The organism is Brachybacterium saurashtrense, assembly GCF_003355475.1.
GTDB classification, from domain to species: domain Bacteria; phylum Actinomycetota; class Actinomycetes; order Actinomycetales; family Dermabacteraceae; genus Brachybacterium; species Brachybacterium saurashtrense.
Map to the genome: position 1 here is coordinate 1,798,865 of NZ_CP031356.1, position 26,738 is coordinate 1,825,602.

General features: G+C 69.6%; 11 protein-coding genes and 3 rRNA genes. All 14 read right to left on the minus strand.

All coding sequences use genetic code 11. The features are described 5' to 3' along the window. Nucleotides 1-82 precede the first annotated feature (82 nt). Nucleotides 83-4,549: a type VII secretion EssC family protein gene (locus DWV08_RS08195; RefSeq protein ID WP_115413343.1), complete on the minus strand. Its 4,467-nt coding sequence runs from the start codon at nucleotides 4,547-4,549 to the stop codon at nucleotides 83-85. Between the two features lie 112 nt (nucleotides 4,550-4,661). Beyond that, on the minus strand, nucleotides 4,662-5,372 hold the full coding sequence (locus DWV08_RS08200) for an FHA domain-containing protein (protein WP_115413344.1): 711 nt from the start codon (nucleotides 5,370-5,372) through the stop codon (nucleotides 4,662-4,664). Between the two features lie 73 nt (nucleotides 5,373-5,445). Then, a complete protein-coding gene (locus DWV08_RS08205) occupies nucleotides 5,446-7,107 on the minus strand; it encodes a serine/threonine-protein kinase (RefSeq protein WP_115413345.1) in 1,662 nt (553 codons plus the stop codon). Then, complete coding sequence (locus DWV08_RS17055; protein ID WP_115413346.1) at nucleotides 7,104-9,869, minus strand: FHA domain-containing protein; 2,766 nt, start codon at nucleotides 9,867-9,869, stop codon at nucleotides 7,104-7,106. The genes DWV08_RS08205 and DWV08_RS17055 overlap by 4 nt, the downstream gene beginning before the upstream one ends. Next, nucleotides 9,866-10,744 (minus strand): PP2C family protein-serine/threonine phosphatase, encoded by an 879-nt coding sequence (locus DWV08_RS08215; protein ID WP_115413347.1) that lies wholly within the window; start codon nucleotides 10,742-10,744, stop codon nucleotides 9,866-9,868. The genes DWV08_RS17055 and DWV08_RS08215 overlap by 4 nt, the downstream gene beginning before the upstream one ends. Further along, nucleotides 10,741-12,765 carry an RDD family protein gene (locus DWV08_RS08220; RefSeq protein WP_115413348.1) on the minus strand — a complete coding sequence of 675 codons (2,025 nt, stop codon included), beginning with the start codon at nucleotides 12,763-12,765 and terminating at the stop codon, nucleotides 10,741-10,743. Before DWV08_RS08220 ends, DWV08_RS08215 begins: the two co-directional genes overlap by 4 nt. Next, a complete protein-coding gene (locus tag DWV08_RS08225) occupies nucleotides 12,762-15,275 on the minus strand; it encodes a transglutaminase-like domain-containing protein (protein WP_115413349.1) in 2,514 nt (837 codons plus the stop codon). The genes DWV08_RS08220 and DWV08_RS08225 overlap by 4 nt, the downstream gene beginning before the upstream one ends. Beyond that, complete coding sequence (locus DWV08_RS08230) at nucleotides 15,272-16,453, minus strand: DUF58 domain-containing protein (protein WP_241237423.1); 1,182 nt, start codon at nucleotides 16,451-16,453, stop codon at nucleotides 15,272-15,274. The genes DWV08_RS08225 and DWV08_RS08230 overlap by 4 nt, the downstream gene beginning before the upstream one ends. 221 nt (nucleotides 16,454-16,674) lie before the next feature. Further along, a complete protein-coding gene (locus DWV08_RS08235; protein WP_162801531.1) occupies nucleotides 16,675-17,649 on the minus strand; it encodes an AAA family ATPase in 975 nt (324 codons plus the stop codon). Nucleotides 17,650-18,087: 438 nt separating this feature from the next. Beyond that, on the minus strand, nucleotides 18,088-19,095 hold the full coding sequence (locus DWV08_RS08240) for a polyprenyl synthetase family protein (protein ID WP_115413350.1): 1,008 nt from the start codon (nucleotides 19,093-19,095) through the stop codon (nucleotides 18,088-18,090). 425 nt (nucleotides 19,096-19,520) lie between these two features. Beyond that, nucleotides 19,521-19,637, minus strand: a 5S ribosomal RNA gene (rrf, locus tag DWV08_RS08245). 123 nt (nucleotides 19,638-19,760) lie between these two features. Continuing rightward, nucleotides 19,761-22,831 (minus strand): 23S ribosomal RNA (locus DWV08_RS08250). A 372-nt stretch (nucleotides 22,832-23,203) separates the two neighbouring features. After that, nucleotides 23,204-24,723 (minus strand): 16S ribosomal RNA (locus tag DWV08_RS08255). The 16S, 23S and 5S rRNA genes sit together here, the layout of an rRNA operon. Before the next feature lie 743 nt (nucleotides 24,724-25,466). Then, nucleotides 25,467-26,735 (minus strand): tyrosine--tRNA ligase, encoded by a 1,269-nt coding sequence (tyrS, locus tag DWV08_RS08260; protein ID WP_115413351.1) that lies wholly within the window; start codon nucleotides 26,733-26,735, stop codon nucleotides 25,467-25,469. Nucleotides 26,736-26,738: the final 3 nt, after the last annotated feature.

Consider the following 26,738-nt stretch of genomic DNA (forward strand, 5'->3'; position numbering starts at 1 on the left):
AGTCCCCATGTGGACGACCGCCGTCGGCAGCGACGAGCGCACCGTCCCCGCGCACCGCACTGCGGCGGGCCGACGGCGCCTCTCAGCCCGTGGTGATCTGTGCGACCTGCAGTTTCATCGCCCGGCCGCCGGAGACGAGGAACCCCCGCCCCTCGGGGAAGTCCGCGCGACGTATCCTCCCCAATCCCGTGCCGAGGAGGGAGTCGCCGTCCATCTCCCCCGGCTGCAGCAGCAGGCCGCGCCGCCCGGCCTTGAACGGCTGGGCGAGCACGTACGCCTGGGACCACGAGGCCGATTCGTTCTCGCCCACCACGAACTGGCCTTCCCGGGTGCAGGCGCGGATCAGCTTGTCGAGGTCGTTCTCGATCCCGCTGCCGGTGAAATCCGCGACGCCGTCGATGAACAGGGCGAGCCTCCCCTCGCCCACGGTGCCCGACTCGAGGGTCTCGCGCAGCTGGCCGGCGAGCTCCCGCACCCTGTCCGGGTCTGAGGCCTCCACGTCCCAGACGGGCAGACCCGTCAGCGGGGTGCGCCGGGAGGAGAAGCGCACCAGCCGCATCGGCTCCGGCATCGCGGCGAGGCCGGAGGCGATGGTGAGCATCGCCGTGGTCCTCCCGGAGCCCATCGGACCGGTGACCATGAACGCGCCGCGCGGCTCGTAGGTGAGCTCGGCGAGGGTCTCGTCGGCCACCCCCAGCACCGGCCGCCCGTCCACCACGGGGCACAGGGAGGCGAACTCGACTCGCTCGGGCAGGTGCTCGATCGCGGGCGCCTCGGAGACGCCGGCACGGCGCATCGCCTCGGCGAGCTTCGCCACCTCGCGGGACTGGATGGCGACGTTCGAGTCCCCGCCGTGCACCGCGACCTGGACCTCGTGCCCGTCCTGGATCGCTCTGCCGGGCGGGGAGGCGGCGTCGAGCACGTCCTTCGGCTCGCCGAAGGAGGCGTAGTCGTCGTCCGCCGCCATGCGGTGGATGAGGCGGCGCTGGATCGAGGAGCCCAGGGAGGTGGGGATCGCGTTGGGGCGGTCGCCGGTGACGATCACGTGCACGCCCACCTGGCGGCCGTCCGTCGCGATCTGGACGAAGGTGGTGAACCACTTCGAGAGGGTGGAGTAGTCGTACGCCTCGCGGAAGGCGGCCATGCCGTCCACCAGCAGCAGGATGCGCGGCGTCTCCGGCGCCCCCGAGAGCTCGCGGTACTCCGCCACGGACCCTGCCCGCACCCTCGCGAACTCCTTCGCCCGCTCGTCGATGAGGGAGCGCAGCGTGCGCAGCAGGCGGATCACCCGCTCCTCGTCGTCCCCGGGGACGATCGAGCCCACGTGGGGCAGCTCCTCGAGCATCGTCAGGCCGGAGGCGCCGAAGTCGAGGCCGTAGACCTGCACCGGTCCGCCGCGCACCGTCGAGGCGGCGGAGATCGCCAGGGTGCGCAGGGTGGTGGACTTGCCCGAGCCGCCGGTGCCGTAGATCGCCATGTTGCCGTCCCGGTCGGGCAGGTACGAGAAGGTGGGCTGGGCCTGGTCCTCGGGGACGTCCATCACACCCAGCAGCAGCTCCTCGTCGGTGCGGCGGCTGGGGAGCCGGGAGAGGTCGTAGGCATCGGCCAGCTCCGAGAGCCACGGCTTGCGGGGGGCGGGGACGCCCGCGCTCTCCGCCGCCGCGCGCACTGTCGCCACCACGCGGGAGATGTCGTTCGGCCCCGGGTCCCCCGAGTCCGTGGAGGGCGGGGCGGGCACGTCCCACTGCTCGCCCGTGCCGAAGTCCTTCTCGACGATGTCGATCCGCGCCCGCTCCGGCTCGTCGGTGGTCCAGCCGCCGGCGTAGCCGGTCTGGAAGGTGGCGATGCGACCGGGGCCGGTCTTGGCCGCCCCGCGGCCGGGGATCCCGGGATCGAAGTGCGCCGCCATCGCGTCCCCGAGGATGTCCTTGGAGTCCGCCTCGTCGGCCATGCGCAGCGCGATGCGCAGGTTGGTGTTCGCGCGCAGGTTGTCCTTGATCACGCCCGCCGGCCGCTGCGTGGCCAGGATCAGGTGCAGGCCCAGGGAGCGGCCTCGCGCGGCGACGTCCACCACCCCGTCGACGAACTCGGGGATCTCCTTGGCCAGCGCCGCGAACTCGTCCACGATGATGATCAGGCTGGGCGGGGCCTCGGGGTCGCCGGTGCGCTCGAGCGAGATGAGGTCCTTGGCCTTCTTGCGGTTCAGCAGGTGCTCGCGGTGGTGGAGCTCGGCGCGCAGCGAGGTGAGCGCCCGGCGCACCAGGTGCTGGGAGAGGTCCGTGACCAGGCCCACCGTGTGCGGGAGGTCCACGGCGTCCGCGAAGGCGGCGCCGCCCTTGTAGTCCACGAACAGGAAGGTGACCCGGTCGGGGCTGTGCGCGGTGGCCATGCCCAGCACCCAGGCCTGCAGGAACTCGGACTTGCCGGCGCCGGTGGTGCCGCCCACCAGGGCGTGGGGGCCGTTGGTGCGCAGGTCCAGGTGGAAGGCGTCCTGTCCGTTGTGCCCCACCAGTCCGCGCAGGTTCGCATCGTGCTTGCGGCGCTGCGGCTCGGAGCCGTCGCGGGGGGTGAGGGAGTTGTTCTCCTTCCACCGCTCGATGACGGAGTTCGGGTCCTCGGCCATCTGCATGCCGCCGAGCTTGAGGTAGGAGATCGCCCGGGGCAGGTCGGAGTCGTCGTCGATGGGGACGCCCGCGTCCACCACCGGGGAGAGGTGCCGGGCCACCCCGGAGGCCACCTCCACCGAGACCGTCTCGATGGTGACGGGGTAGAACCGCTCCCCCAGGCGCACGTGGCCGGCGCTCGCGCCCTCCACGGACTCCTCCACGGCGACGTAGGTGCGACACGCGGCCGGCAGCGCGGCGACGTTCGCGGCGCTCCAGATCACGTGCACGCCCACGTCCGGTCCGCGCTCGGCGATGCGCACCAGGCGGGCGCGGTCCACCGGGGCGTCGTCCTCGACGATCAGCACCAGGCTCGGCGTGACCGGCTCGGGAGGCAGCGGCGGCTCCTGGGTGATGTCCACGGTCATCGGGGTGCGCAGCTGCGCCGGCGCCTCGCCGGAGCGCTGCGCGATCAGCTCCTCGATCCGCGACAGCAGCGAGGTGCCGCGGCCGGGGGTGTCGGCCAGGTGATCGCCCGGCAGCGGCGAGTGCGGGCTCGAGGTGTGCGGCAGCCACTTCAGCCACTGCCACAGCTCACGGCTGGACCGGGAGGTGATCGCCGCGATCGCCACCTCGGCCGGGGAGTGCAGGGCGAAGAGCTGGGTGACGATCGCACGGGCCACGCCGTCGGCCTCGTCGCCGCCGCCCGCCACACCGATGTTCCCGGCGTGTCGGAGCTCGGCGGCGACGGGCACGCCGGCGATCATCCGGTACTCCTCGTGCATGTCGTCGAGCATGTCGTAGTAGGTCGGGATCGCGTCGTTCTCGCCCGGCATCTCGATGCCCACCCGCGACTCGGCGATGCCCAGCCCCAGGCGCACGGTGCCGAAGGCGCTGTGCTCAGGACGGTGCGTCCACAGCAGCCGGCCCAGTCGGAAGGCCGCGTCGACGGTGTCCGCCGCGGAGGGCGTCTCCACCAGGCGGACCGCGCGCTCGAGGTCCTGCGCGGCGGTGACGCGGCGCTTGAGCGAGGCGAGCCCCTCCTCGAAGTTCGCGATCTGCCGTTCGAGCATCTTCTTCTGCTGGAACTTGCGGTTCAGGTACCCGGCGGTGGCCATCATCGGCATCATCACCACGAAGATCAGCGAGAACGGGCTCTGGGTGAGGGAGAACATGAAGGCGCCCATGAGCAGCGGGGCGAACAGCATGAAGATCGGGAAGAACTGCGGCTGCGGCTCCTTCGGCGGGGTGGGCGCCTTCAGCGGCCGGTAGGGGAAGCGAGGCACCACGCGTGGGGAGCGGTTGAACTCGACCACCGGGGAGTTCGGCGCGGTCCCTCCCAGGCGGTGCAGGGCGATCACGGAGAACGTGGTCTGCCCGATCAGCACCGTGTCCGACGGCCCGATCACGGCGCGCTGCACCTGCTCCCCGCCGATCACCACCCCGTTGGCGGAGCGGAGGTCGACGATCTCGATCGAGTCGCCCACGTTGATGCGGGCGTGGCGCTTGGACAGCATCGGATCGGCGATGCGGATGTCCAGATCGCCCTCGCGACCGAGCACGCTCGCCCCAGAGGGCAGCGGGAACTCCCTCCCCGCCTCCGGACCGGAGAGCACGCGCAGCAGGGCCACGGGCGCGCCGCGGGACTCGGAGCGGGTGGCGTACTCGGAGGAGGAACGCGCGATGGAGACCACGCTGCCGGAGCGCAGGCCCGCCTGGATCAGGTCGACGTACCGGTCCAGCGAGCGCACGCCCTGGGCGCCGGGCCCCGCCCCCGGGTCCTGGACCTGCAGCGTGAGGCCCTCGGGCGCCTCTGCCTCGCCGCGCAGCGGGTCCGCGCTGTACAGCGCGTTGGCGACGTCGGCGACCGTCGCCGTGGCATCGGCGGTGACCTCGAGATCGGTCAGCCTGTCCTCGGGCCTGCGCAGCGTGAGCTTGATGCGCATCGGAGCTCCTCCCCCGGCGGGCCCCTGGCCCGCCTGCCGGTGCGCCCCACCGGGGCGCCCGTCGTGTCAGTGTGCGTCGATGCCGGACCGTCCGCGGACGGCGGCCGGATCCTCAGTCCTCGTCCGTGCCCTGCTCCTGGTCCAGCAGGGGCAGGTCCTCGGTGGTGACGAGGCGGGAGAAGACCGCGTGCTCGACGAGGCGGGCGCGGCGGTTGCTGGCGAGCTTGCCGGGCCCGCCGCGCAGTCCGCGCACACCGAGCCGGTCCAGCTTGTCGCACACGTTGTCCAGCTTCCGGTTGAACTTCGTGAGCTGCCAGCCCAGGCGCTGCGCCGCCTGGGCCGAGGTGGGCACCGCGCTCATGCCGGACCCCTCCCGCACCAGCATCGGCTCGGCGAGCGCCAGGATCAGGAGCTTCTGGCTCTCGGTGAGCTGCACGGAGCCCATCGTGGTCTCCCCCACCGGATCGTCGGGACCGGCGATGCGGGCGAACTCCGGCGACTCGGCATGGACTTCGAGATCGTACGTGGTGGGGCCCGCGGTGAAGACCACCTTGGTCACGTCGAACACCAGGGGGATGCGGGCGCCGGGCGCGAGCCAGGCCTGCATCGAGCCGGAGCCGTCGGTGATCGTGGCGGACAGCCGGGAGCCGATGTTCACCAGCCACCACATCGACTCCACCTGCACGATGGTGAGGAAGCGGCGATGGAGGAACGGATTGTCCTCGTCGATGACGAGATCTGCCTCCCGGCCGATCGTGAGCTCCTCGCCGTCCTCGACGCGCAGCCATTCGCCGCAGAACTCGACCGAAATCGTCGACGCCATCGTCAGTTCGCCCCCTCTGGTGTGCTGTGGTCCCTGTGCAGGGCCGTGGTCGTTCTCCGGTGCACGCTACCCGTCACCCTGTCTCCAGGCAGGCGGGGACCCAGTCGCTGGCCTGCCCGTTGGCGTTGACCGTGCGCACCTCGGCGCACAGGTCCTCCAGCTGGGGCGGGATCTCCAGCACGATGGAGTTCCGGCCGTGCACCTCGTGGATGGCGCCGTAGCGGCTCTCGTAGTTCCCGGGGACGTCCTTCCAGCGCGCCTGGAAGGACTCCTCCTCCGAATAGCCTGCGGGCGGCTCCCACACCACCTTCGCGCGTCCCGTCTCGGTCCCGTCCCCGCCCTCGGTGACCACCTCGACCCCCACGGCGGTGGGGATGTCGGGCACGTCCTGCGGCAGCTCCGGGGCGTTGACCAGGGTGGTCGGGTTCTCGGTGGGCTCGGGCAGCAGGAGGTGCCGCGCTCCCAGCGTGGTGCCCACCCCGAGCAGCACGATGAGCACCCCGGCGAGGGTCACGAACGGCCACGCGGGGGTGGAACGGGTCCGCGGGGCGGGCTCCTGCCGGTGCGGGGGCGGCGGCGCGGGCGCGGCGGAGCCCGCCGACACCGCCCCGGCCGGGCGCAGCATCGTCGAGTCGGTGGCGCCGTCCACGGGCGAGGAGCGGTGCCCGACGCCGCCCCGGGGACCGGGCGCGGCGAGCGATCCCAGCGCCGGGGCCACCCCGGCGAAGGGATCGATCCGCGTCCCGCCGCCGGGCCCTGTGGTCGCGCCCGTCTCCGGATCGACCGTCGAGACCCGACGGATCCTGGTGTGGTTGTCGAGGTCGTCGTCCGCGGCGCCGTGGGGAGTCGGATCGGCGCGGTCGTCGAGCACGTCCATCGGCGTGACCGGCAGGGCGAGCGCCTGCTCGACCTGCTGCAGGCCGCGGCCGAGGGCGAGCGCGGTGTCGTAGCGCCCGGAGGGGTCCTTCGCCATCGCGATGGCGAGCACGCGATTGAGCTCGGCGGGGATGTCCGGCCGGTCCAGCGGCCGCAGGGGATCGGTCGCGATGCGGTGGATGAGGTCCGAGGCGGTGTTGCGCTGCCCCGCCCGCTCGAAGGGGGTGCGGCCCGCCAGCAGCGAGTACACCGTCGCGGCGAGGGAGAACACGTCGCTGCGGGCGTCGGCCCACGGCGGATCGGCGAAGAACTCCGGCGGGGACCAGGGGATCGACATCCCCTGCGATCCCTCGACGTCGTTCCCCTTCGCGGTCGCGACGGAGATGCCGAAGTCGGTGAGGGCGGGCCGGTTGTAGTCGTTGAGCAGGATGTTCGCCGGCTTGATGTCGCGGTGGAGGATCCCCGCACGATGCGCGGTCTCCACGGCCCCGGCGATCTGCACCCCCACGCGCAGCGCCTCGGCCACCGTGATCCTCTCGGTGCGGAACCGGAGCCCGTAGTTGGGGCGCGGGCAGTACTCCATCACGATGTACGGGCGATGGTCGTCGGAGACCTCGGCCTGGTGGATCGCGACGATCGACGGATGCGTGGACAGCTGCGCCATCACATTGGCCTCGGCGTCGAACAGCTGTCGCACCGACTCGTCGAGCACGTTGGACAGCAGCACCTTGATCGCCACCCGGCGCTGCGGCCGGAACTGGCGGTACAGGAACACGTCGGCGAAGCCGCCGGAGCCCAGCAGCTGCTCGTACTCGTAGCCGGGCAGGCGCGGCGGGGAGGAGGGCGGTCTCGAGCTCATACACGCTCCCCGAACAGGAGGTGCACGCCGTCGCCGAGGTCGAGCTGGTCGGCGTCCCGCAGCACCACGCCCTCCCGCGGGCGCAGCCGCACCGGGTCGTAGCCGTGGCGGTGCAGGGTGGTGCCGTTGGTGGTGCCGAGGTCGATCGCGACCACGTGCCATCCCTCCAGGCGCAGCTCGAGGTGGGAGCGGGAGATGTCCTGCTGCGGGCTCGGCACGGTGATCAGCTGCGGCATGTCGTGCGCGCTGACGCGCGAGGCACGAGGCCGACGGCCGACGATCGCGGTGCGGTCCAGCACGAAACGGTCCCCGGTGGAGATCCTCACCGCTCCCAGCGGTGGGCGGGTCACGGAACGGGCCGGCCCCTGTAGGGCGGCGCCGCATCCGCGGCAGGTGGAGCTCTCCGGCGAGTTCGCATGGCCCTGCGGGCAGACCAGGCCGGGCAGCGTCACCTCCGTCCCGGCGCGAGGCGCCTCCTGCCGGGCGAAGGCGGCGGGGGGCGGGGAGTCGGGAGCGTCCTGGTGCCGTCCCGCGGCGTCGGCCGGGCGCGGGTCCCCTGCCGGGGGGCGCGAGGCGCCGTCGGCCCGGGTGGGGGTCCGGGAGTGCGCGGGATCGGCCGCGTCCCGGGACCCCGGCTCCGCGCGATCCTCGCCGGGCGCGGCAGGCGACGGCGGGACCTGTGCGTACGGCGCGGTGCGAGAGGCGGCACCGTGCGGCGGCGCACTGGGGGCGGAGGCCTGCGGGGCGATCTGCACCTGGGGATAGTCCCGCGGGGGCGGGGGAGGCGCGGCGGCACGCCGGGCGGCGGTCTGCGCGATCTCCGGGGCGCTCCGGCCCACACCGGGCACCCAGTCGATGAAGTCGCCGGCCGCGGGCGGGGGCTCTGTCGCCGGCGAGGGCTCTGCCGCGGCCGCGGCGGGCGCCGCCGGCCCCGCGGGGTGCGGGGAGCCGGTGGTGGCCGTCCCCGTCGGGGCGGAGGTCCCGTCGGCGACCGGGGACCTGCCGTCCCGCTCTGCCTGCGGGCCGATCGGGCGGGCGTGCCCGTCGACGGCCCCAGCGGCTCCGGGCTCGTCGGTGTGCTCCTCGTCCTCACCGCGCCGCACCGCGGCGTCCTCGATGCGCCGGTAGATCGTCTGGCCGAAGAGGTCGTCGTAGGAGCGGGAGCTCTCGAGATCTCCCGAGACGGCGGCCGCGCTGCGCGGCGGTTCGGGGGCCTCGGGAGGCGGCGCGGACTGCTCACCGGCAGCGTCGTGGCCGCGGTCCGCGGGCGGGTGGGACGGGCCGTCGTCCACGCGGTAGACCTGCGTCACCGCGGCCCCCGCGGGGTTCTCCTGCGGGGCGGCGCGCTCCGGGGCGTCGGCGCTCTCCCGCCGGTCGGCGCCCGCCTGCGGAGCGGTCGTCGGCGAGGACGGCGCCGCACCGTCCTGGGTCGACGGCGAGGACGGGCCGCCCACCGTGACCTCCGCGGGAGTGCCGGCCGACCGCGACGTCGGGACCGGCGCGGACGCCGCGGCGCGGGCCGCCTGCGCAGGGGACGCGCTCGCCGCGCCATCGGCCGTCGTCGCGCCATCGGCCGTCGGCCCGGCGGGGGCCGAGCTCTCGCGCGGGGGGCGGCGGTCGAAGAGCGAGGTGCTCACCAGGCGGCGCCGACCGCTGCCGGCGGTCCGCGGGGCGGCGCCGTCCGTCGCGGCAGGCGAGGGCTGCGGCCCGCGGTCCGACGGCGAGGCGGGATCCGGCGTGTGCGTCGCAGGGGCGTCCGCGCGTGCGGCAGGGGCCGGGACGGTGGGGGCTGCAGGAGCAGGGGCCGCGGGCGCCATGGGCGCCGGTGCCGTGCGCTCCGGGTCGGCGGGTTCCGCGCGGGCCGGGGTCGCCGGCGGCGGCGCAGGGGCGGTCCGCGGCGGAGTCGAGGTCTCCGCACCCGACGGCTCCGCGGCCTGTGGCTCCGCGGCCGGTGCCGTCGGTCCCGGTGCCGCCGTCGCGCCCGCGCCGCTGGTCCCGAACAGACCGGCGAACAGGTTCGGGCCGGAGGACGGCGCCTCCCCCGTCGCGGGCGCGCCGGCGCCCTGCACCGGTCGCGGGGAGGGCGGCGGCGCGGTGGTGCGTGCGGTCGGTCCCGGCTCCGACGTCGACGTCGACGTCGGAGCCGTGGCGGGCTTCGGGGTCGGGGCCGGTCGTGCGGCGCGCCGCTGCTTCGCCTCCGCCGTCTCGATGGAGCGACCCTCGGCCTCGACCTGGGCGGCGAGCGCCGTGCGTTCGGCCTCTCCCAGGCTCTCCGGATCCGTGAGGACCTGCACGAACCCGCGCACGGGAGCGACCCCGGCGACCAGCCGCGGCGCGCCCGTGCCCTCCTCCGGGGGCAGGTCGCCGAACGCGATCCGATGCACGCCCTCGAGGGTACGGAGCACGAACGGCTCCTCCTCGGTCCCCGCGACGTGCTGGGCTCCCGCGGCCGTGTACGCCGCGACCGGCGTGCTCCCCTTCACCCCGAGCACCGAGGTGCCCTCGGCATGGAAGCCGAACAGCAGCGCCGTGAGCGCCTCGAGGCCCGGCAGCTCCCCGGCCGCGACGAGCCGGTCCACGAACTCCTCGGGCGCGGGACGCTCCCCCAGCACCGTCCATGCCGCCTCGATCACCTGCTTGCGCAGCCCGGGCACGAGCACGGCCCAGGCGCCGGCGCGCAGCACGAGCGTCGCCGGGCCCTGCCGGGTCCACACTCCCGGTCCGAGCAGGGGCGCCGCGTCCGGTGCCTGCTCCTCGGTCATCGGGCGCCGTCCTCACGCAGACCGCGCGGCAGCGTGTCCTCGTCGACCTCCGTCTCGGCGTCCTCGGTCGGCGATTCGGCACTGCCGGCGGTGTTCTCCGCCGCGAGCGACTGCCCCACCACCTCGACGGCCTCGACGACCACCACGCTGATGTTGTCGTGGCCGCCCCCGTCCAGTGCGCGCCCCACCAGGTCGCGGCACACGGTGCGGACGTCCACCGGGCTGCGGAGCAGGCGCTCGATGGAGGCGTCGTCCACCTCGCCGGTGAGCCCGTCCGAGCAGATCAGCATCCGATCCCCGGTCTCCGCGGGGATCAGCCAGTAGTCCGGATCCGAGTCGGGGCCGGCCCCGAGCGCCCGGGTGACCATGTGACGGTACGGGTGGGTCCTGGCCTGCTCGACGGTGAGGTCGCCGCGGTCCATGAGCTCCTGGACCACCGAGTGGTCCACGCTGACCTGCTCGAAGATCTCGCCCGAGAGCCGGTACACGCGGGAGTCGCCGAGGTTGAGCACCACCCAGTAGCCCACGCCGTCGAGCACCATAGTCGCGACCACCGCGACGGTGGTGCCCGCGCCGCGGGTGGACTCGCCGCCCAGCTCGCCGATCCGCACCCCGGCCGCACGGAGCGCGTCGCCCAGCTGCTCGACGCTCACGTTCTCCTGGATGGTGAGCTTCTCGAACTCCTCCACCGTGATGGCGCTGGCGACCTCTCCGGCGTTGTGCCCGCCCATGCCGTCGGCGACCAGGAAGATCGGGGGCACGTCGAGAATGCTGTCCTCATTGGTGGCACGCACGTGGCCCACGTGCGTCATCGAGGCGGAGACGACCCGGACGGTGCCGTGGAGGTCCGGATCGGACAGGGAGCGGTCGGTCACTGCACCCTCTCCACGGAGAGGGTGCGGTCGCCCACCGAGAGCCGAGCACCCTCGGGCAGCACGGTCGGGGTGTCGGGCACGAGGCTCTCGCGGGTGCCGTCCTCGCGCTGGATCGCGGAGCCGTTGGTGGAGCCCAGGTCCGTCACGGTGATGTCGTCCCCTGTGCCGTCCACGCGCAGGTGCGTCTTGGAGACTGAACGGGTCTCGTCACGCATCACGAACAGCACCTCGCCCTCGCCGGCGCTGGGGTTGCGGCCCACCACCACCGCGCCCTCGACGATGCGCTCGGCGCCGTCGTCGGTGACCAGTCGGAGCTTCGGGGCCTCGGGCGGGCGCACGGCGGAGATGCGGGTCTGCTCGAGGTCGCCCAGGGGGTCGTCCGGGGCGGTGAGCCGGGTCTGCTCGTCGACGGCGTCGTCCTGCCCTGCCCAGGCGTCACCGGTGATGTCGCTCGGAGGGGCGGCGGACGGCGACGGGGCGGGCTGCGCGCCCGCGTCGTGATGCGCACCGTCCGCCGGAGCGGACGGGGGCACCGGTGCCGCTGCCTCCTGGTGCGGGACGGCCGGAGGCGGCCCCCAGCTCTGCACGGGCTCCTGCGGAGGGGCGGCGGACGGCGACGAGGCGGGGTCCTGGCTCGGAGGCGGAGGCTGCGGCTCCCACGAGGGCTGCGGCTCAGCGCTCGGCGGGCCCCAGGTCCCCTGCGGCTCAGCGCTCGGCGGACCCCACGTCCCCTGCGGCTCAGCGCTCGGCGGACCCCACGTCCCCTGCGGCTCCGCGCTGGGCCGGCCCCAGGACGTCGGGGAATCCGAGCGCGGCCGGTCCCGGGGATCCTGTGCCGGCATCGGCTCGATGGGCGGCGGGGCCCACCCCGAGTCCGTGCTCTGCACGAGAGCGGCATCCTGCGCGGGAGCCTGCCCCCACCCGGTGCCGGCGGCAGGTGCCTCCGGCTCCGGCGCCCTGGAGACGGGCGGCGCGTACGGGCTGGGGGCCGACGGCGGCGCCTGCCCCCAGCCCTCGCCGCCGGTCTGCGCCGAGTGCTGCTCCGCCGAGGGGTCGCGCCACGCCGCGCCGGGCTCGGCCATGAGGTTCTCGTGGGTGGTCACCGCCACCGACGGCGAGCCGAGGTAGTGCTCAGAGCTCGCGCGCTCGAAGTTGTCCGGGCGCGGGGCCAGCGGGTTCCTCCCGGCCTTGACGTCCACGACGACCGAGTCCACGGCGCGGTCGTGCAGACCGCGCAGCTGCCTGCGGGGATCGATGAAGATCGACAGCGCCATGATCAGCGGCACCAGGCCGTAGAGGAACCATCGGCCCAGGGCCCGCAGGAATCCGAGCGCGCCGGGCGCGCTCCCCCGGGTGACGCGCAGTCCCAGGATCAGCTTCCCGAGCGTGAATCCCTTCGCCCCGGACAACCAGATGATCAGCACCGTGTAGGCGACGGGCAGGGCCACGCCCACGCCGATCAGGATGAACGGCAGCAGTGCGCCCGGCTCCGAGTCGAGCGCGATGAGCAGCGTTCCCACGATCAGCGGCACCATCACGAGCGTCGCCAGGATCCCGTCGATCACCGCGGCGATCAGGCGCTTGGCCGGCGGGGCCGGAACGCACCCGTCCAGCGGGGCCGCGAACGGGGAGAGCGACGGCATCGCGTCGGCCGCCGGCGCGGGCGAACCGCCGCCGCTCGGGGCGCCCGGTACGGCACCGGGGGCGTTCTGGGACATCGGTGGCTGGGTGACCATCATCCGATCGTACTGTTCCCCGGGCCGCAGCGCGGTGGCGCCCGGCGCCTTCGGCTCCAGGGACTCCCGCGTGATCAGCTCGATCCCCTCGTCGGCCTCCTCCTCGCCCGGCACGGCGCCGAGGTCGCGGGAGCGCGGGACGGGTGGGGCCGACCAGGCACCGGGAGCATCCGTGGCACGGCGCTGGTAGGGAGAGGCCTGGTAGCGCGCACCGCACTCCCCGCAGATCACCGCCCCGGCGCTCAGGAGCGTTCCGCAGGTGCTGCAGTATCGCGTCTCGTTCATCGGGAGCGTCCCTTCCTCGATGGCGTCGATGTCGTCGCCGCGGGGCGCGGCGCCGCGCGGCGTCGCATCGCCGCGGCACGTCGTGCGGCCTTCACCCGTGACCGGGTGCGTGCACGCTCCCGCTTCCGCTCCGCGCGCCGGTCCGTGGAGAGACGCCGGAACGAGCGCAGCGAGAGCGCCGCGCGGACCCGACGATGCCACGGCACCGCCGCGGCCATCCGGCGACGGGCCGCCATGACCTGCGTCCAGTACTCCTCGGAGGCCTCCGGCGGCAGATCGTCCGGCCCGAACACGGCTCTGTCGGCCCTCGAGGCGAGCAGTGCCGCGCCCACCGAGGGGCTCTCCGCCTCCAGCATCGCCGCGGTCTCGGACCGGGTGCGCAGGGGATCAGGTGCCCGGCCCATGTCCGCCATCAGGTCGAGGATCTCCTGCCATCCGCCGTCGATCCGCTCCGCGAGCAGGTCACGGCCGCGGCGTCGGCGCCGACGCATCACCTTCGCGCCCACGATCCCGGCGGCGGCCAGCAGCGCGAGCAGCACCGGGAGCGCGGCGAACCCCAGGTAGACCACCCACGAGGTGGTCTCCGGCGGGTCCTCGCCCTCCTCCCCGGAGTCCTCGCTCATCGCTCCGGGCGGCGGGTTCGGCGGCTCGGCCGGCGGGGGCGGCGGCTGCGCGACCTGCGGCAGCGGCTTGTCCACCTGCTGCGGTTCGATCTCGGTGGGGTCCTCGTCCTCGTCGGGTGCGGGCTCGAAGCGCACCCAGCCGAGGTCGTCGAACTTCACCTCCACCCAGGCGGTGACGTCCTGGCCGGTGATCGTGACGGTGCCCTCCTGCCCCTCGGGCACCTCGAAGCCCATCACCACCCGTGCGGGCATCCCGATCGAACGCGCCAGCACCGCGGTGAGCGCCGCGTACTGCTCCTCGTCGCCGATGCGCCCCAGCGGCTGCGCGTCCGGGGAGTCCTCGTCGAAGCCCACTTCCTCGAGCATCGCGAGCAGCCGCCCGGCACCGTGCCCGGAGAGGGAGGCGGTGTCGTCCTCGAGACCGTGCGAATAGAACGCGTCCGTCTTGACCTGGCGAGACAGGGACTGGAAGCGTTCGACGTCCGAGTCGGAGTCCCCGGCCCACTCGTCCGCGACCTGGGCGAACTGATCCACCGTCGAGTTCTCCGGCAGGTCGATGTCCGCGAAGGTCGCCGTCTTCAGCTGCTCGGCCCCGGGCTCGGTGTACGGCTCGTAGGCGAGCTGATAGGTGTCGCCCTGCTGCACGCCGAGGGCGTTGACGGCCGTCTGGGACTGCTGGTTCAGGTACAGGTTCTCGGTGATCGCGCTGGTGCGCTCGGGCTCGATCTCCTCGACGTCGAGGCGGTTCAGCCGTGTGCCCAGCGTGGGCAGCCACACCCCGCGATAGCCGCCGATCGTCACCGTCGAGGTGGCCTCCTGCGTGCTCCCCTCGCGCAGGTCGACCCCGGGAGCAGTGCGCAGGAACGCCCCGGACGCGCTGTCCTTCGACTGGCTGCTGGCCACGTTGTACACCTGGAGGTCCCACTGGTCCATGCCCGCCAGGCGGATCTTCTCCCCGCTGCTCACCCCGGTGATGGTGAACAGCTCCTCCTCCCGCTGGTTCTTGAGGTAGCCGCGGAACTCGGAGAGCGGGGAGACGTAGTCGTGGGGATCGAAGGGCGGGGCGATGTGGTCGCGGGCCGCGTACCGGATGGTGCCCGAGGGCGGGTCCAGCAGCGAGTGCGCGGCCACCGCACCGCCCCCGGCCAGCGCCATGATCAGCGCTCCCCCGATCACGCGCCGGCGCAGCACCGGGTTCTGCCAGGAGCCCGGCCGCACGCTGTCGGAGATGATCGTGGACTGGGCGCTGGAGAGCCGATCGCCCTCGAAGCGCCAGGTCAGCCAGGCCACCGAGAGGATCGCGAAGACGACTCCGCGCACCACCGGCTGGACCGCGCGATCGGTGCCGAAGACGATCGTGACCGCCATCAGCACCAGCGGGAACAGCCAGGCGAGCACGTAGAGACGGCTGCGCAGCACCGTGCTCGTGCCCAGCAGCACGAGCAGCAGGGTGCTCAGCCACACCACGGCCAGCACGCCCTGCGCCGCACCGACCGGCGGGGCCACCGTGAGCACCGACTTCCAAGCGGTGACGGGCGCGCGCAGCAGCTCCCACAGCGATCCCGGCGTGGGCAGGATCCCGAACAGCGCGCGGGTGGGCGCGGCGACCATCGGTCCGATCAGGAAGTGCACCAGCAGCACCAGCGGCGCGATGCGCAGCGGCCCCCAGCGCCAGCGCGCCCCGATCAGCGCGATCAGCGTGCCGAGCACGAGGGCCATCACGCCGGTGAGCAGGTACTGCAGCCCTCCGTAGACGTGGTGGAAGCCCAGCACGGCGAGGAGGAACAGCGCGCTGAGCGCGCTGACGTCGAGGATCCGCCGGCGCAGGGGGACGGTCTCGAAGTAGCTCGCCGGGCGTGGGCGCGCGGAGCGTGCGGCGGCGCTCATCGGCCCACCGCCCGCAGGGCCCTCGCCAGGGTGTCCAGCGACCCGAGAGTGACCACGTCGAGGCCGCCGATCGCGGAGCGGGTCACCTCGGCGCCGTCCACGCAGCGGATCGCCACGGCGGTGACGCCCACCGGCAGCTGCGTGGCGGCGGCGTTGAGCTCACGGGCGGTGGTGTGGGACCCCACCACGATCATCACGGAGGAGGCGTTCGGCGCGAGATCGGCGGCCCGCTGTCCGATGGTGTGGAAGGGGGGCCGTTCCCTGGTCCGCTCGACCACGGTGTAGTCGTCCATCAGCTGCCGCATCGTGGTGGTCCGCTGGGTCTCCTCGACGGTGAAGGCGGTCAGCTCCTTCTCCTCCCGGTAGGTCTGGCCGGCGATCGACGCCGCGGCGGAGACGGCGAGCTCGAACTCGTCATCGCTCTCGTAGTGGTCGGCCCGGGTGTCCAGCGCGACCACCACGTGCGAGCGCCTGGTCTCCTCGAACTGACGCACCATGAGCTTCCCGGTGCGGGCCGTGGTGCGCCAGTGCACGTGGCGGCGGTCGTCCCCGGGGACGTAGTCGCGCAGCGCGTGGAAGGCGATGTCGGAGCTAGAGAGATGGGAGGAGGGCGTGCCCTCGAGATCGCGGAGGAAGCCGGTGGCCGCCTCGTCGAGGCGCACCGTGCGCGGGTGCACGTACAGCTCCTGGGCCTGCGCCCAGGTGACCTGGCGGCGCATCAGGGAGAGCGGGTCGTCGCGCACGGAGCGCACCGGCCCCACCACCAGCACCGCGCGCCGCTTGGTGGGCACGGCGAAGAGCTCCTCGTGCTCGTCCTCGGGACCGAGCCGCGGGACCAGGAACTGGGCGGTGGCCGCACCGACGGCCAGCTCGATCCGCGAGGGCAGGATCGGGCGCTGGGTGGGGTTGGCGACCTCGACCCGGCCCACGGCCCGGGTGCCCACCACGACGCGGTGGGTCTGCAGGTCCAGGGTGACCCGGTAGGAGGCGCGTCCCAGCACGAACAGCGCGGCGATCACGAGCGGCACGCTCAGCACGAACGCGATCACGTTCAGCTCCGTGACGTGCAGGGCGAGACCGATCGTCCAGCAGACGACGGTGGCGCCGAGCACGGCCCAGCCGATCGGCGAGACCACGTCCAGGACCGGGTGGAGGCGGTCCCGCCACAGGGCGGCCACGCGCGCCCGCACGCCGCGGAGCCCGCCCCGGGAGTGGCCGACGGCCTGGGGCGCAGCGCCCGGCGCGCCGGCGGCGTCCGAGGAACTCGCTGCCTGCGTCGCGCCGGTGGCGTCGGCGGGCGAGGGCGCCGGTACGCCCTCGGCGGCGCGTCGTCGACCCCTGCGCCCTCGCACCTCGCGGCGACGGGACGGCGGGGGCTGTGTGCGCGGTCCGGACCCGCTCATGCCGACTGCTGCCGCGCCTGGGGCGGCGCCACCTCGCTGAGGATCTTCGACATCACGCTCTGGGCGGTGGTGCCGGCGAACTCCGCTTCCGGGTCGAGAACGAAGCGGTGCAGCCACACCGGCTCGACGAGATGCTTGACGTCGTCGGGGATTACATAGTGACGGCCGTTGACCGCCGCCCACACCTTGACCGTGCGCATGAGCGCCAGGGCGCCACGGATGGAGACGCCCACCCGCACCTCCGGGGCGAGACGCGTCTCCTCCATGAGACGGGAGACGTACTCCAGCACGGCCGGATCCACGTGCACGGTGGAGGCCAGCTGGGTCATGTCGTTGACGGCCTGGAGCGAGATTCGCGGCGTGAGCTGGGAGCTGCGGTCACGCAGTGCGGAGCCCTGGAGGATCTGGACGCTCGAGGCGTGATCCGGATAGCCGATCGAGGTCTTCATGAGGAACCGGTCCAGCTGCGCCTCCGGCAGGCGATAGGTGCCCGCCTGCTCGATCGGGTTCTGCGTGGCGATGACCATGAACGGGCTGCTCACCTCGTGGGTGACACCGTCCACCGTCACGCGGCCCTCCTCCATCACCTCGAGCATCGCCGACTGCGTCTTCGGCGAAGCACGGTTGATCTCGTCGGCCAGCACGACGTTCGCGAACACCGGTCCCTTGTGGAACTCGAAGGACTTGGTGTTCTGGTCGTAGATGGTCACGCCCGTGACGTCGGAGGGAAGGAGGTCGGGGGTGAACTGGATGCGGGCGCTGCTGCCCTGGACGGTAGCGGCGATCGCGCGGGCCAGCGAGGTCTTGCCCGTGCCCGGGGCGTCCTCGAGGAGCACGTGTCCCGGCGCCATCATCGCGGTGAGGACCAGACGCACCACCTCGTTCTTCCCCAGGAGTGCCTGACCGACGCTCTGCACCAGCTTGTCGAAGGTTTCGGCGAACCAGTGCGCCTGTTCGGGAGTCATCGTCATCGGGAGGCTCAGCTTTCGTGGGTGTGGAGGACGTGCAGGGAGCAGGAGGGCACGGCGCGGGGGCCCGCGCCGCCTCGCGGCCGACAGCGACCGGCCGCCGACGCCGTGGGAGCCGGAATCGTGGGAGGAGTCGCCGAGACGTCCCCGATGCGCGCACGATGCGGCGGTGCGGCGTTCATCCCTCTCCCCCGTTCCTCACCCCGGGACGCGGCACGTGCGAGCGCGCTCCCCCTGATTGCGACTGTGGTCGTGCACCGCCGACCATGGCGGCGCCCGGCGACCGACGCGCGGCCGCACCGCGGCCCCCTGCTCGCGCGCACGACGAAGTACAGGGTACGCAATGGTGCCCGCTGATACCACGAGCACTCCGACGGGATCACATCGGGCCACCTCCGCCTTTCGAGCGGGGTGCCGCCGAGGACCGCCGGGCGAGCGGCTTCACCGGCTGCGCTGCACCAGGGTGGTGGTGAACGCGATCAGGGCTTCGCGGACCGGTCCCTCGGGAAGCTCGGAGAGGATCTCGACGGCCTCGTCCGAGGTGCGCAGAGCGAGCTCGCGCGTCTCCTCGAGGGCGGGATCGGCGCGCAGCAGCGCGACCAGCTCCGCGAGAGACGCATCCTCGCCGAGGTCACCGTCCAGCCGGCGCACGATCTCCAGGCTCCGCGCGTCCTGCTGCTCCTGCGCGCGCCGACGCACCAGGAGCGTGGGCATCGTGGGAACGCCCTCGCGGAGATCGATGCCCGGGGTCTTCCCGCTGGTGTGCGCATCGCTCTCGAGGTCGAGGACGTCGTCGGCGAGCTGGAAGGCCACGCCGATCTTCTCGCCGTAGCGGCGCATCACCGAGGCCGTGCCCTCCGGGGCGCCGGAGAGGGAGGCGCCGAGATCGCCGGCGAGGGCGAGCAGGGAGGCGGTCTTGTCCGACAGCACGGAGATGTAGTGCTCGAACGGATCGTCCTCCACGGTGGGACCGACGGTCTCGTGAAGCTGTCCCAGGCACAGCCGCTCGAACGTCTCGGAGTGCTGACGCACCGCATCGACGCCGATCCGTGCGCTGAGCGCGCTCGCTCGCGCGAAGAGGAAGTCCCCGGTGAGGATGGCGACGTTGTTGCCCCAGAGCGCGTGCGCACTGTCCGTGCCGCGACGAGTGGGGGCCGAGTCCATGACGTCGTCGTGATAGAGGCTCGCCAGGTGCGTGAGCTCCACGAGCACCGCCGCCTCGACCACACCGTCCGCCTCGACGTCACCGAGCGAGGCGGCGAGGAGGACCAGCATGGGGCGCACACGCTTGCCACCGGCGTCCATGAGATGGCGGCCGGTCCACCGGACCATGTCGTCGGAGGTGGCCACGGAGTCCCGGAGTCGGCTCTCGATCTCCGCCAGTCGCTCGACGATGCTCGTCGCAAGGCTCTCGTCGATGTCGGGAACACCCGGCAGCGTGGACGGCATGACTCTCCTGGAACTAGCGGGACGCGGGCGGAGCGGCGCCGCGGTACGGACTGCGTGCGCGGAGAGGTCGTGGACTCTCCGGGATCGTCGCTGCCGCACGGCGGCGGAGGATCGATCCGACTGCTGAGTCTACCGGGGGCGGGGGCCGGGGGCCGCTGACGAGTGTCCCGCAGTGAGCGGGCAGACGTTCCTCGGGCACGGTCCTGCCGACGAGAGGGCCTGCACGCGCCCGAGCAACTTCGGACGGCAGGCGGCACCGTCCCGCCCGAGCACCGTCGGAGCCCTGCGCCGAGTCGTCGACCGCGCACACTGCGCCGCACGCGGGATCGGGGCCAGCAGCGTCCGGGCATGAAAGAAGGGAGTGGAGGAGGCGAACACCCGACACATATCGGGGTTCAGCAACTCCTCCACTCCCAGTGAAAGATGTCCGGCGGCGACCTACTCTCCCACACCCTCCCGAGTGCAGTACCATCGGCGCTATCGAGCTTAGCTTCCGGGTTCGGAATGGAACCGGGCGTTTCCTCGACGCTATGACCGCCGTGACACGACGAGACTCAACCAGCCCCCACACACCAGCACACGCCAGTACGCAGCGGGGTTGCTCCTCGAGAACCGCACAGTGGACGCGAACACACACAGCAAACAATCAACACAAAACACCATGTTGTTGTAAGTCATCAGCCATTAGTACCAGTCAGCTCCACACATTACTGTGCTTCCACATCTGGCCTATCAACCCAGTCATCTACTGGGGGCCTCACACACCTCAAGGGTGCAAGGATATCTCATCTCGAAGCAGGCTTCCCGCTTAGATGCTTTCAGCGGTTATCCCTTCCCGACGTAGCCAACCAGCCATGCCCTTGGCAGAACAACTGGCACACCAGAGGTCAGTCCATCCCGGTCCTCTCGTACTAGGGACAGGACTTCTCAAATATCCAACGCGCGCAGCGGATAGGGACCGAACTGTCTCACGACGTTCTAAACCCAGCTCGCGTACCGCTTTAATAGGCGAACAGCCTAACCCTTGGGACCAACTCCAGCCCCAGGATGCGACGAGCCGACATCGAGGTGCCAAACCATGCCGTCGATATGAGCTCTTGGGCAAGATCAGCCTGTTATCCCCGGGGTACCTTTTATCCGTTGAGCGACACCCATTCCACAATGAGGTGCCGGATCACTAGTTCCTGCTTTCGCACCTGCCCGACATGTCTGTCTCGCAGTCAAGCTCCCTTGTGCACTTACACTCAACACCTGATTGCCAACCAGGCTGAGGGAACCTTTGAGCGCCTCCGTTACTCTTTAGGAGGCAACCGCCCCAGTTAAACTACCCATCAGACACTGTCCCTGATCCGGATCACGGACCGAGGTTAGGAATCCAGAACGACCAGAGTGGTATTTCAACAATGACTCCACACTCACTGGCGTGAATGCTTCCCAGTCTCCCACCTATCCTACACAAGCCGTCCCGAACACCAATATCAAACTATAGTAAAGGTCCCGGGGTCTTTCCGTCCTGCTGCGCGTAACGAGCATCTTTACTCGTAATGCAATTTCGCCGAGTTCGCGGTTGAGACAGTGGAGAAGTCGTTACGCCATTCGTGCAGGTCGGAACTTACCCGACAAGGAATTTCGCTACCTTAGGATGGTTATAGTTACCACCGCCGTTTACTGGGGCTTAAATTCTCAGCGTCGACACCCGAAAGCGTCTAACCGGTCCTCTTAACCTTCCAGCACCGGGCAGGCGTCAGTCCGTATACAGCGTCTTACGACTTCGCACGGACCTGTGTTTTTAGTAAACAGTCGCTTCTCCCTGGTCTCTGCGGCCCTCCCCGCTCTCACGGATCGGGCCCCCCTTCTCCCGAAGTTACGGGGGCATTTTGCCGAGTTCCTTAACCACGATTCTCTCGAACGCCTCGGTATTCTCTACCTGATCACCTGAGTCGGTTTAGGGTACGGGCGACCGTATTCGTCACGCCGGGACTTTTCTAGGCAGTACAGGATCACTCTCCTTGTTCCCCGAAGGGTCCTCCCCATCACGTCTCACCCACACGACCCCAGCATTACCCGGGATCGGGCTGCACGCTTGGACGGAGTATTCCATTAACTCCGCGGAAGCTGCCTCACTGCGTCATCCCACACGCTGACCTACTACAACCTTGGTTCCCAGCCTCACCATCACCCCTGCCCCGAAGGGCAGGGAGACAGCTCGGGTGGTTAGCATCGACTGCCTCGGTATGGGTCCTCCTACGATCGGTACGGGAATATCAACCCGTTGTCCATCGACTACGCCTGTCGGCCTCGCCTTAGGTCCCGACTAACCCAGGGCGGATTAACCTGGCCCTGGAACCCTTGATCAATCGGCGGACGGGTTTCTCACCCGTCTTTCGCTACTCATGCCTGCATTCTCACTCGTGCAGCCTCCACCACTGGGTTCCCCCGCGGCTTCGCCGGCTGCACGACGCTCCCCTACCCACCCAGCCCCAAGGACTGAGTGACACAGCTTCGGCGGTGTGCTTGAGCCCCGCTAAATTGTCGGCGCAGAATCACTTGACCAGTGAGCTATTACGCACTCTTTCAAGGGTGGCTGCTTCTAAGCCAACCTCCTGGTTGTCTCAGCAACTCCACATCCTTTTCCACTTAGCACACGCTTAGGGGCCTTAGCTGATGTTCTGGGCTGTTTCCCTCTCGACCATGAAGCTTATCCCCCACAGTCTCACTGCTGCGCTCTCACGTACCGGCATTCGGAGTTTGGCTAAGGTCAGTAACCCGGTGGGGCCCATCGCCTATCCAGTGCTCTACCTCCGGCACGAAACACGCAACGCTGCACCTAAATGCATTTCGGGGAGAACCAGCTATCACGAAGTTTGATTGGCCTTTCACCCCTATCCACAGGTCATCCCCTCCATTTTCAACTGAAGTGGGTTCGCGCCTCCACGCGGTCTTACCCGCGCTTCACACTGCCCATGGATAGATCACTTCGCTTCGGGTCTAGAGCCGGCGACTGAACGCCCCGTTCAGACTCGCTTTCGCTACGGCTACCCCACACGGGTTAACCTCGCCACCGACCACTAACTCGCAGGCTCATTCTTCAAAAGGCACGCCGTCACCCCTCAAGGCTCCGACGGATTGTAAGCGCACGGTTTCAGGTACTATTTCACTCCCCTCCCGGGGTGCTTTTCACCTTTCCCTCACGGTACTTGTCCGCTATCGGTCACAAGGTAGTATTCAGGCTTACCAGGTGGTCCTGGCAGATTCACACCGGATTTCACGGGCCCGGTGCTACTCGGGAACAGCGTCACGCCATGCAGCAGTTTCGTCTACGGGGGTCACACCCTCTACGCCGTCGCACTCACCACGACTTCGACTACCACTACACGTACACGCTGATGAGCCGGCAGACCCATCCAACACGTCCCACAACCCCTGACCTGCAACCCCTGCCGGGTATCACACAGACCAGGTTTAGCCTCCTCCGCTTTCGCTCGCCACTACTCACGGAATCACTATTGTTTTCTCTTCCTGCGGGTACTGAGATGTTTCACTTCCCCGCGTTCCCTCCACACCGCCTATACATTCAGCGGCAGGTACCACGACATGACTCGTGGTGGGTTTCCCCATTCGGACATCCTCGGATCACAGCTCTGTTGTCAACTCCCCGAGGCTTAACGCAGACTCACACGTCCTTCGTCGGCTCCTTGTGCCAAGGCATCCACCGTGCGCCCTTTAAAACTTACGGCAACACAAAGACACTTTGCGCTATAAAAATTGCTTACAAGATGCTCGCGTCCACTATACAGTTCTCAAAAAACAACCCCACACCCACCACACACACCCACACAGGCGCCCATGACAGGGGAGACCAGCCACACACCCCCACCCGTTCCCGAAGAAACCAGAAAAGGGGCCGCGTGCAGCCTCACAACCCAATAGCGTGCCTCCACCTCGAACCCACACCACCACAGGTCCGTTCCCCACCCCCACAAGAGGAGCCGTACTAGAACCCGGCAGTGCCGGCGAAGTGCCCATCCATCGATGTTCCACCCTTGAGCAACCGCCCCCACCACACTCGGGCAGGCAGACGGCCACCAATATTGGTGATGCTCCTTAGAAAGGAGGTGATCCAGCCGCACCTTCCGGTACGGCTACCTTGTTACGACTTAGTCCCAATCACCGATCCCACCTTCGACAGCTCCCTCACGAGGATGGGCCACTGGCTTCGGGTGTTACCGACTTTCGTGACTTGACGGGCGGTGTGTACAAGGCCCGGGAACGTATTCACCGCAGCGTTGCTGATCTGCGATTACTAGCGACTCCGACTTCATGGGGTCGAGTTGCAGACCCCAATCCGAACTGAGGCCGGCTTTTTGGGATTCGCTCCACCTCACAGTTTCGCAACCCATTGTACCGACCATTGTAGCATGCTTGAAGCCCAAGACATAAGGGGCATGATGATTTGACGTCGTCCCCACCTTCCTCCGAGTTGACCCCGGCAGTCTCCTATGAGTCCCCACCATCACGTGCTGGCAACATAGAACAAGGGTTGCGCTCGTTGCGGGACTTAACCCAACATCTCACGACACGAGCTGACGACAACCATGCACCACCTGTGCACCAGTCCGAAGAAAGCCACATCTCTGCAGCCGTCCAGTGCATGTCAAGCCTTGGTAAGGTTCTTCGCGTTGCATCGAATTAATCAGCATGCTCCGCCGCTTGTGCGGGCCCCCGTCAATTCCTTTGAGTTTTAGCCTTGCGGCCGTACTCCCCAGGCGGGGCACTTAATGCGTTAGCTACGGCGCGGAAAACGTGGAATGTCCCCCACACCTAGTGCCCAACGTTTACGGCATGGACTACCAGGGTATCTAATCCTGTTCGCTACCCATGCTTTCGCTTCTCAGTGTCAGTAATGGCCCAGAGACCTGCCTTCGCCATCGGTGTTCTTCCTGATATCTGCGCATTTCACCGCTACACCAGGAGTTCCAGTCTCCCCTACCACACTCTAGCCTGCCCGTACCCACCGCACGCCCGAGGTTGAGCCTCGGGTTTTCACGGCAGACGCGACAAGCCACCTACAAGCTCTTTACGCCCAATAATTCCGGACAACGCTTGCGCCCTACGTATTACCGCGGCTGCTGGCACGTAGTTAGCCGGCGCTTCTTCTGCAGGTACCGTCACTCTCGCTTCTTCCCTACTGAAAGAGGTTTACAACCCGAAGGCCGTCATCCCTCACGCGGCGTCGCTGCATCAGGCTTTCGCCCATTGTGCAATATTCCCCACTGCTGCCTCCCGTAGGAGTCTGGGCCGTGTCTCAGTCCCAGTGTGGCCGGTCGCCCTCTCAGGCCGGCTACCCGTCATCGCCTTGGTGAGCCATTACCTCACCAACAAACTGATAGGCCGCGAGTCCATCCCCCACCGATAAATCTTTCCAACACCCACCATGCGATGAGTGTTCGTATCCGGTATTAGCCACGATTTCCCGAGGTTATCCCGAAGTGAGGGGCAGGTTACTCACGTGTTACTCACCCGTTCGCCACTAATCAGGCGGTGCAAGCACCACCGTCATCGTTCGACTTGCATGTGTTAAGCACGCCGCCAGCGTTCGTCCTGAGCCAGGATCAAACTCTCCATGAAAAAACATGAAAAACAGTATCCTGACAACAGAAACAAACAACCAGCATTTCTGCTGTATCATCCGTTTCAAAATTGCCATTCAAAATAATGGCATCGATAAACAGACACGCTATTGAGATATCAAGCAACACGCGCACATCGTCATCTCCCCGCGCCAGCGGGTCGAGTCAGAGGCTCGGAGTGCCGGGGGATCTCTCCGCCGACGAGTTGTGCTTCGTCGTCCCGGCGCGAGTCACTACTCTAGCAGTTCCTCGCGGCTCAGTCCAACTCCGCGGCGTGTGTTCCGGGTCTCGGTCCGATCACGAGGTGATCGAGCCGGTGACCTGGTCACCCGCGCCGGCCCGGTTTTCCGGTCCGACATCTTCAGCTGCCCCGCACCCGGTGGTCCGCCCGTCTCCCTGAGGAGCTGTCCGGCCCGCCGTGTCTGCGTTCTCGCTGCTGACAAGAAAGAACACTACGGCCCCGCCGGGGCGCCGTCAAACCCGCGAGTTCAGCCGTCGTTCACCCGCCAGATCGCATGTCTTTCCAGGTCAGAGGTGCTTTAGGGGTGCCGGGAAAGCGCTCGTTCACGGGGATGTGACCCACGTCTGAGAGGGGGGTCACCGGGTCTTCTCGTCGGCTTGACACTTATCCGCCGCGGCAGGTATTCGCGCCCCGCTGCACCGCCGTGCGAACGCGACGGAGCCCCGGGCCGTCCGTGCGGACGGATCCCGGGGCTCCGCGGTGAGGAGATGCGGTGGCGGTCAGTCGGCGATGAAGACCATCGCGGCGTTCTTCCGCCCGCGGCGCAGCAGGAGATGTCGACCGGGGAGGGTCGAGAACGACCCGATCTCCCGCTCCAGATCCTCGGCGTCGATCTTCTCGCCGTTGAGCGAGAGTCCACCGCCGGCCGCATCGCGGCGCGCGGCACCCTTCGACCCCGAGATCCCGACCTCCACGAAGGCCTCGACCAGCGGAGTCGTCCCGCCCACTCCCGCATGAGGGAGCTCCTGAGCGAGCGCCCGCACGGTGCCCTCGTCCAGGTCGCGCACGTCCCCCTTCCCGAAGAGCACGCCGGCCGCGGCCTTGGCCTGGGCGGTGGCCTGCTCGCCGTGCACCATGGTGGTGAGGTCGTCGGCGAGGGCCTTCTGCGCCGCGCGCTGGTGGGAGGCCGTCTCGGTCGCGCTCTCGAGCTCGGCGATCTCCTCCTGGCCGCGGAAGGTGAAGTACCGCAGGTAGTTGACCACGTCCGCATCGGCCGCATTCAGCCAGAACTGGTGGAAGGCGTACGGGCTGGTGAGCTCCGCGTCCAGCCACACGGCCCCACCCTCGCTCTTGCCGAACTTCGTGCCGTCTGCCTTGGTGACCAGCGGCGTGGTGAGGGCGTGGACGTCCTGCCCCTCGACCTTGTGGATCAGATCCACACCGGACAGCAGGTTCCCCCACTGATCATTGCCGCCGTACTGGAGGGTGACGCCGTGCCGCCGGTACAGCTCCAGGTAGTCGATCCCCTGGAGCAGCTGGTAGCTGAACTCGGTGTAGCTGATGCCCTCATCGCTCTGCAGGCGTCGCGCCACCGTGTCCTTCGCGAGCATCGTGCCGAGGCGGAAGTGCTTGCCCATGTCGCGCAGGAACTCCAGGGCGCTCATCCGCCCGATCCAGTCGAGGTTGTTCACCATGGTCACGCCGAACTCGCCCTCGAGGTCGAGGAAGCGGGAGATCTGGCCGCGCAGGCTCTCCACCCACGTGCCCACGAGGTCCGCATCGTTCAGCACCCGCTCGCCGGACATCCGCGGATCGCCGATCAGACCCGTCGCGCCGCCCACCAGGGCGTACGGGTGATGCCCGGCCAGCTGCAGTCGACGCATGGTGAGCACCTGCGTCAGGTGGCCCACGTGGAGCGACGCCGCCGTGGGGTCGAAGCCGCAATACAGGCTGATCGGTCCGTCCGCCAGAGCGCTGCCGAGCGCCTCGCGCCCGGTGGTCTGCACGACGAGTCCTCGCCAGGCGAGTTCGTCCAGGACGGAATGCATCAA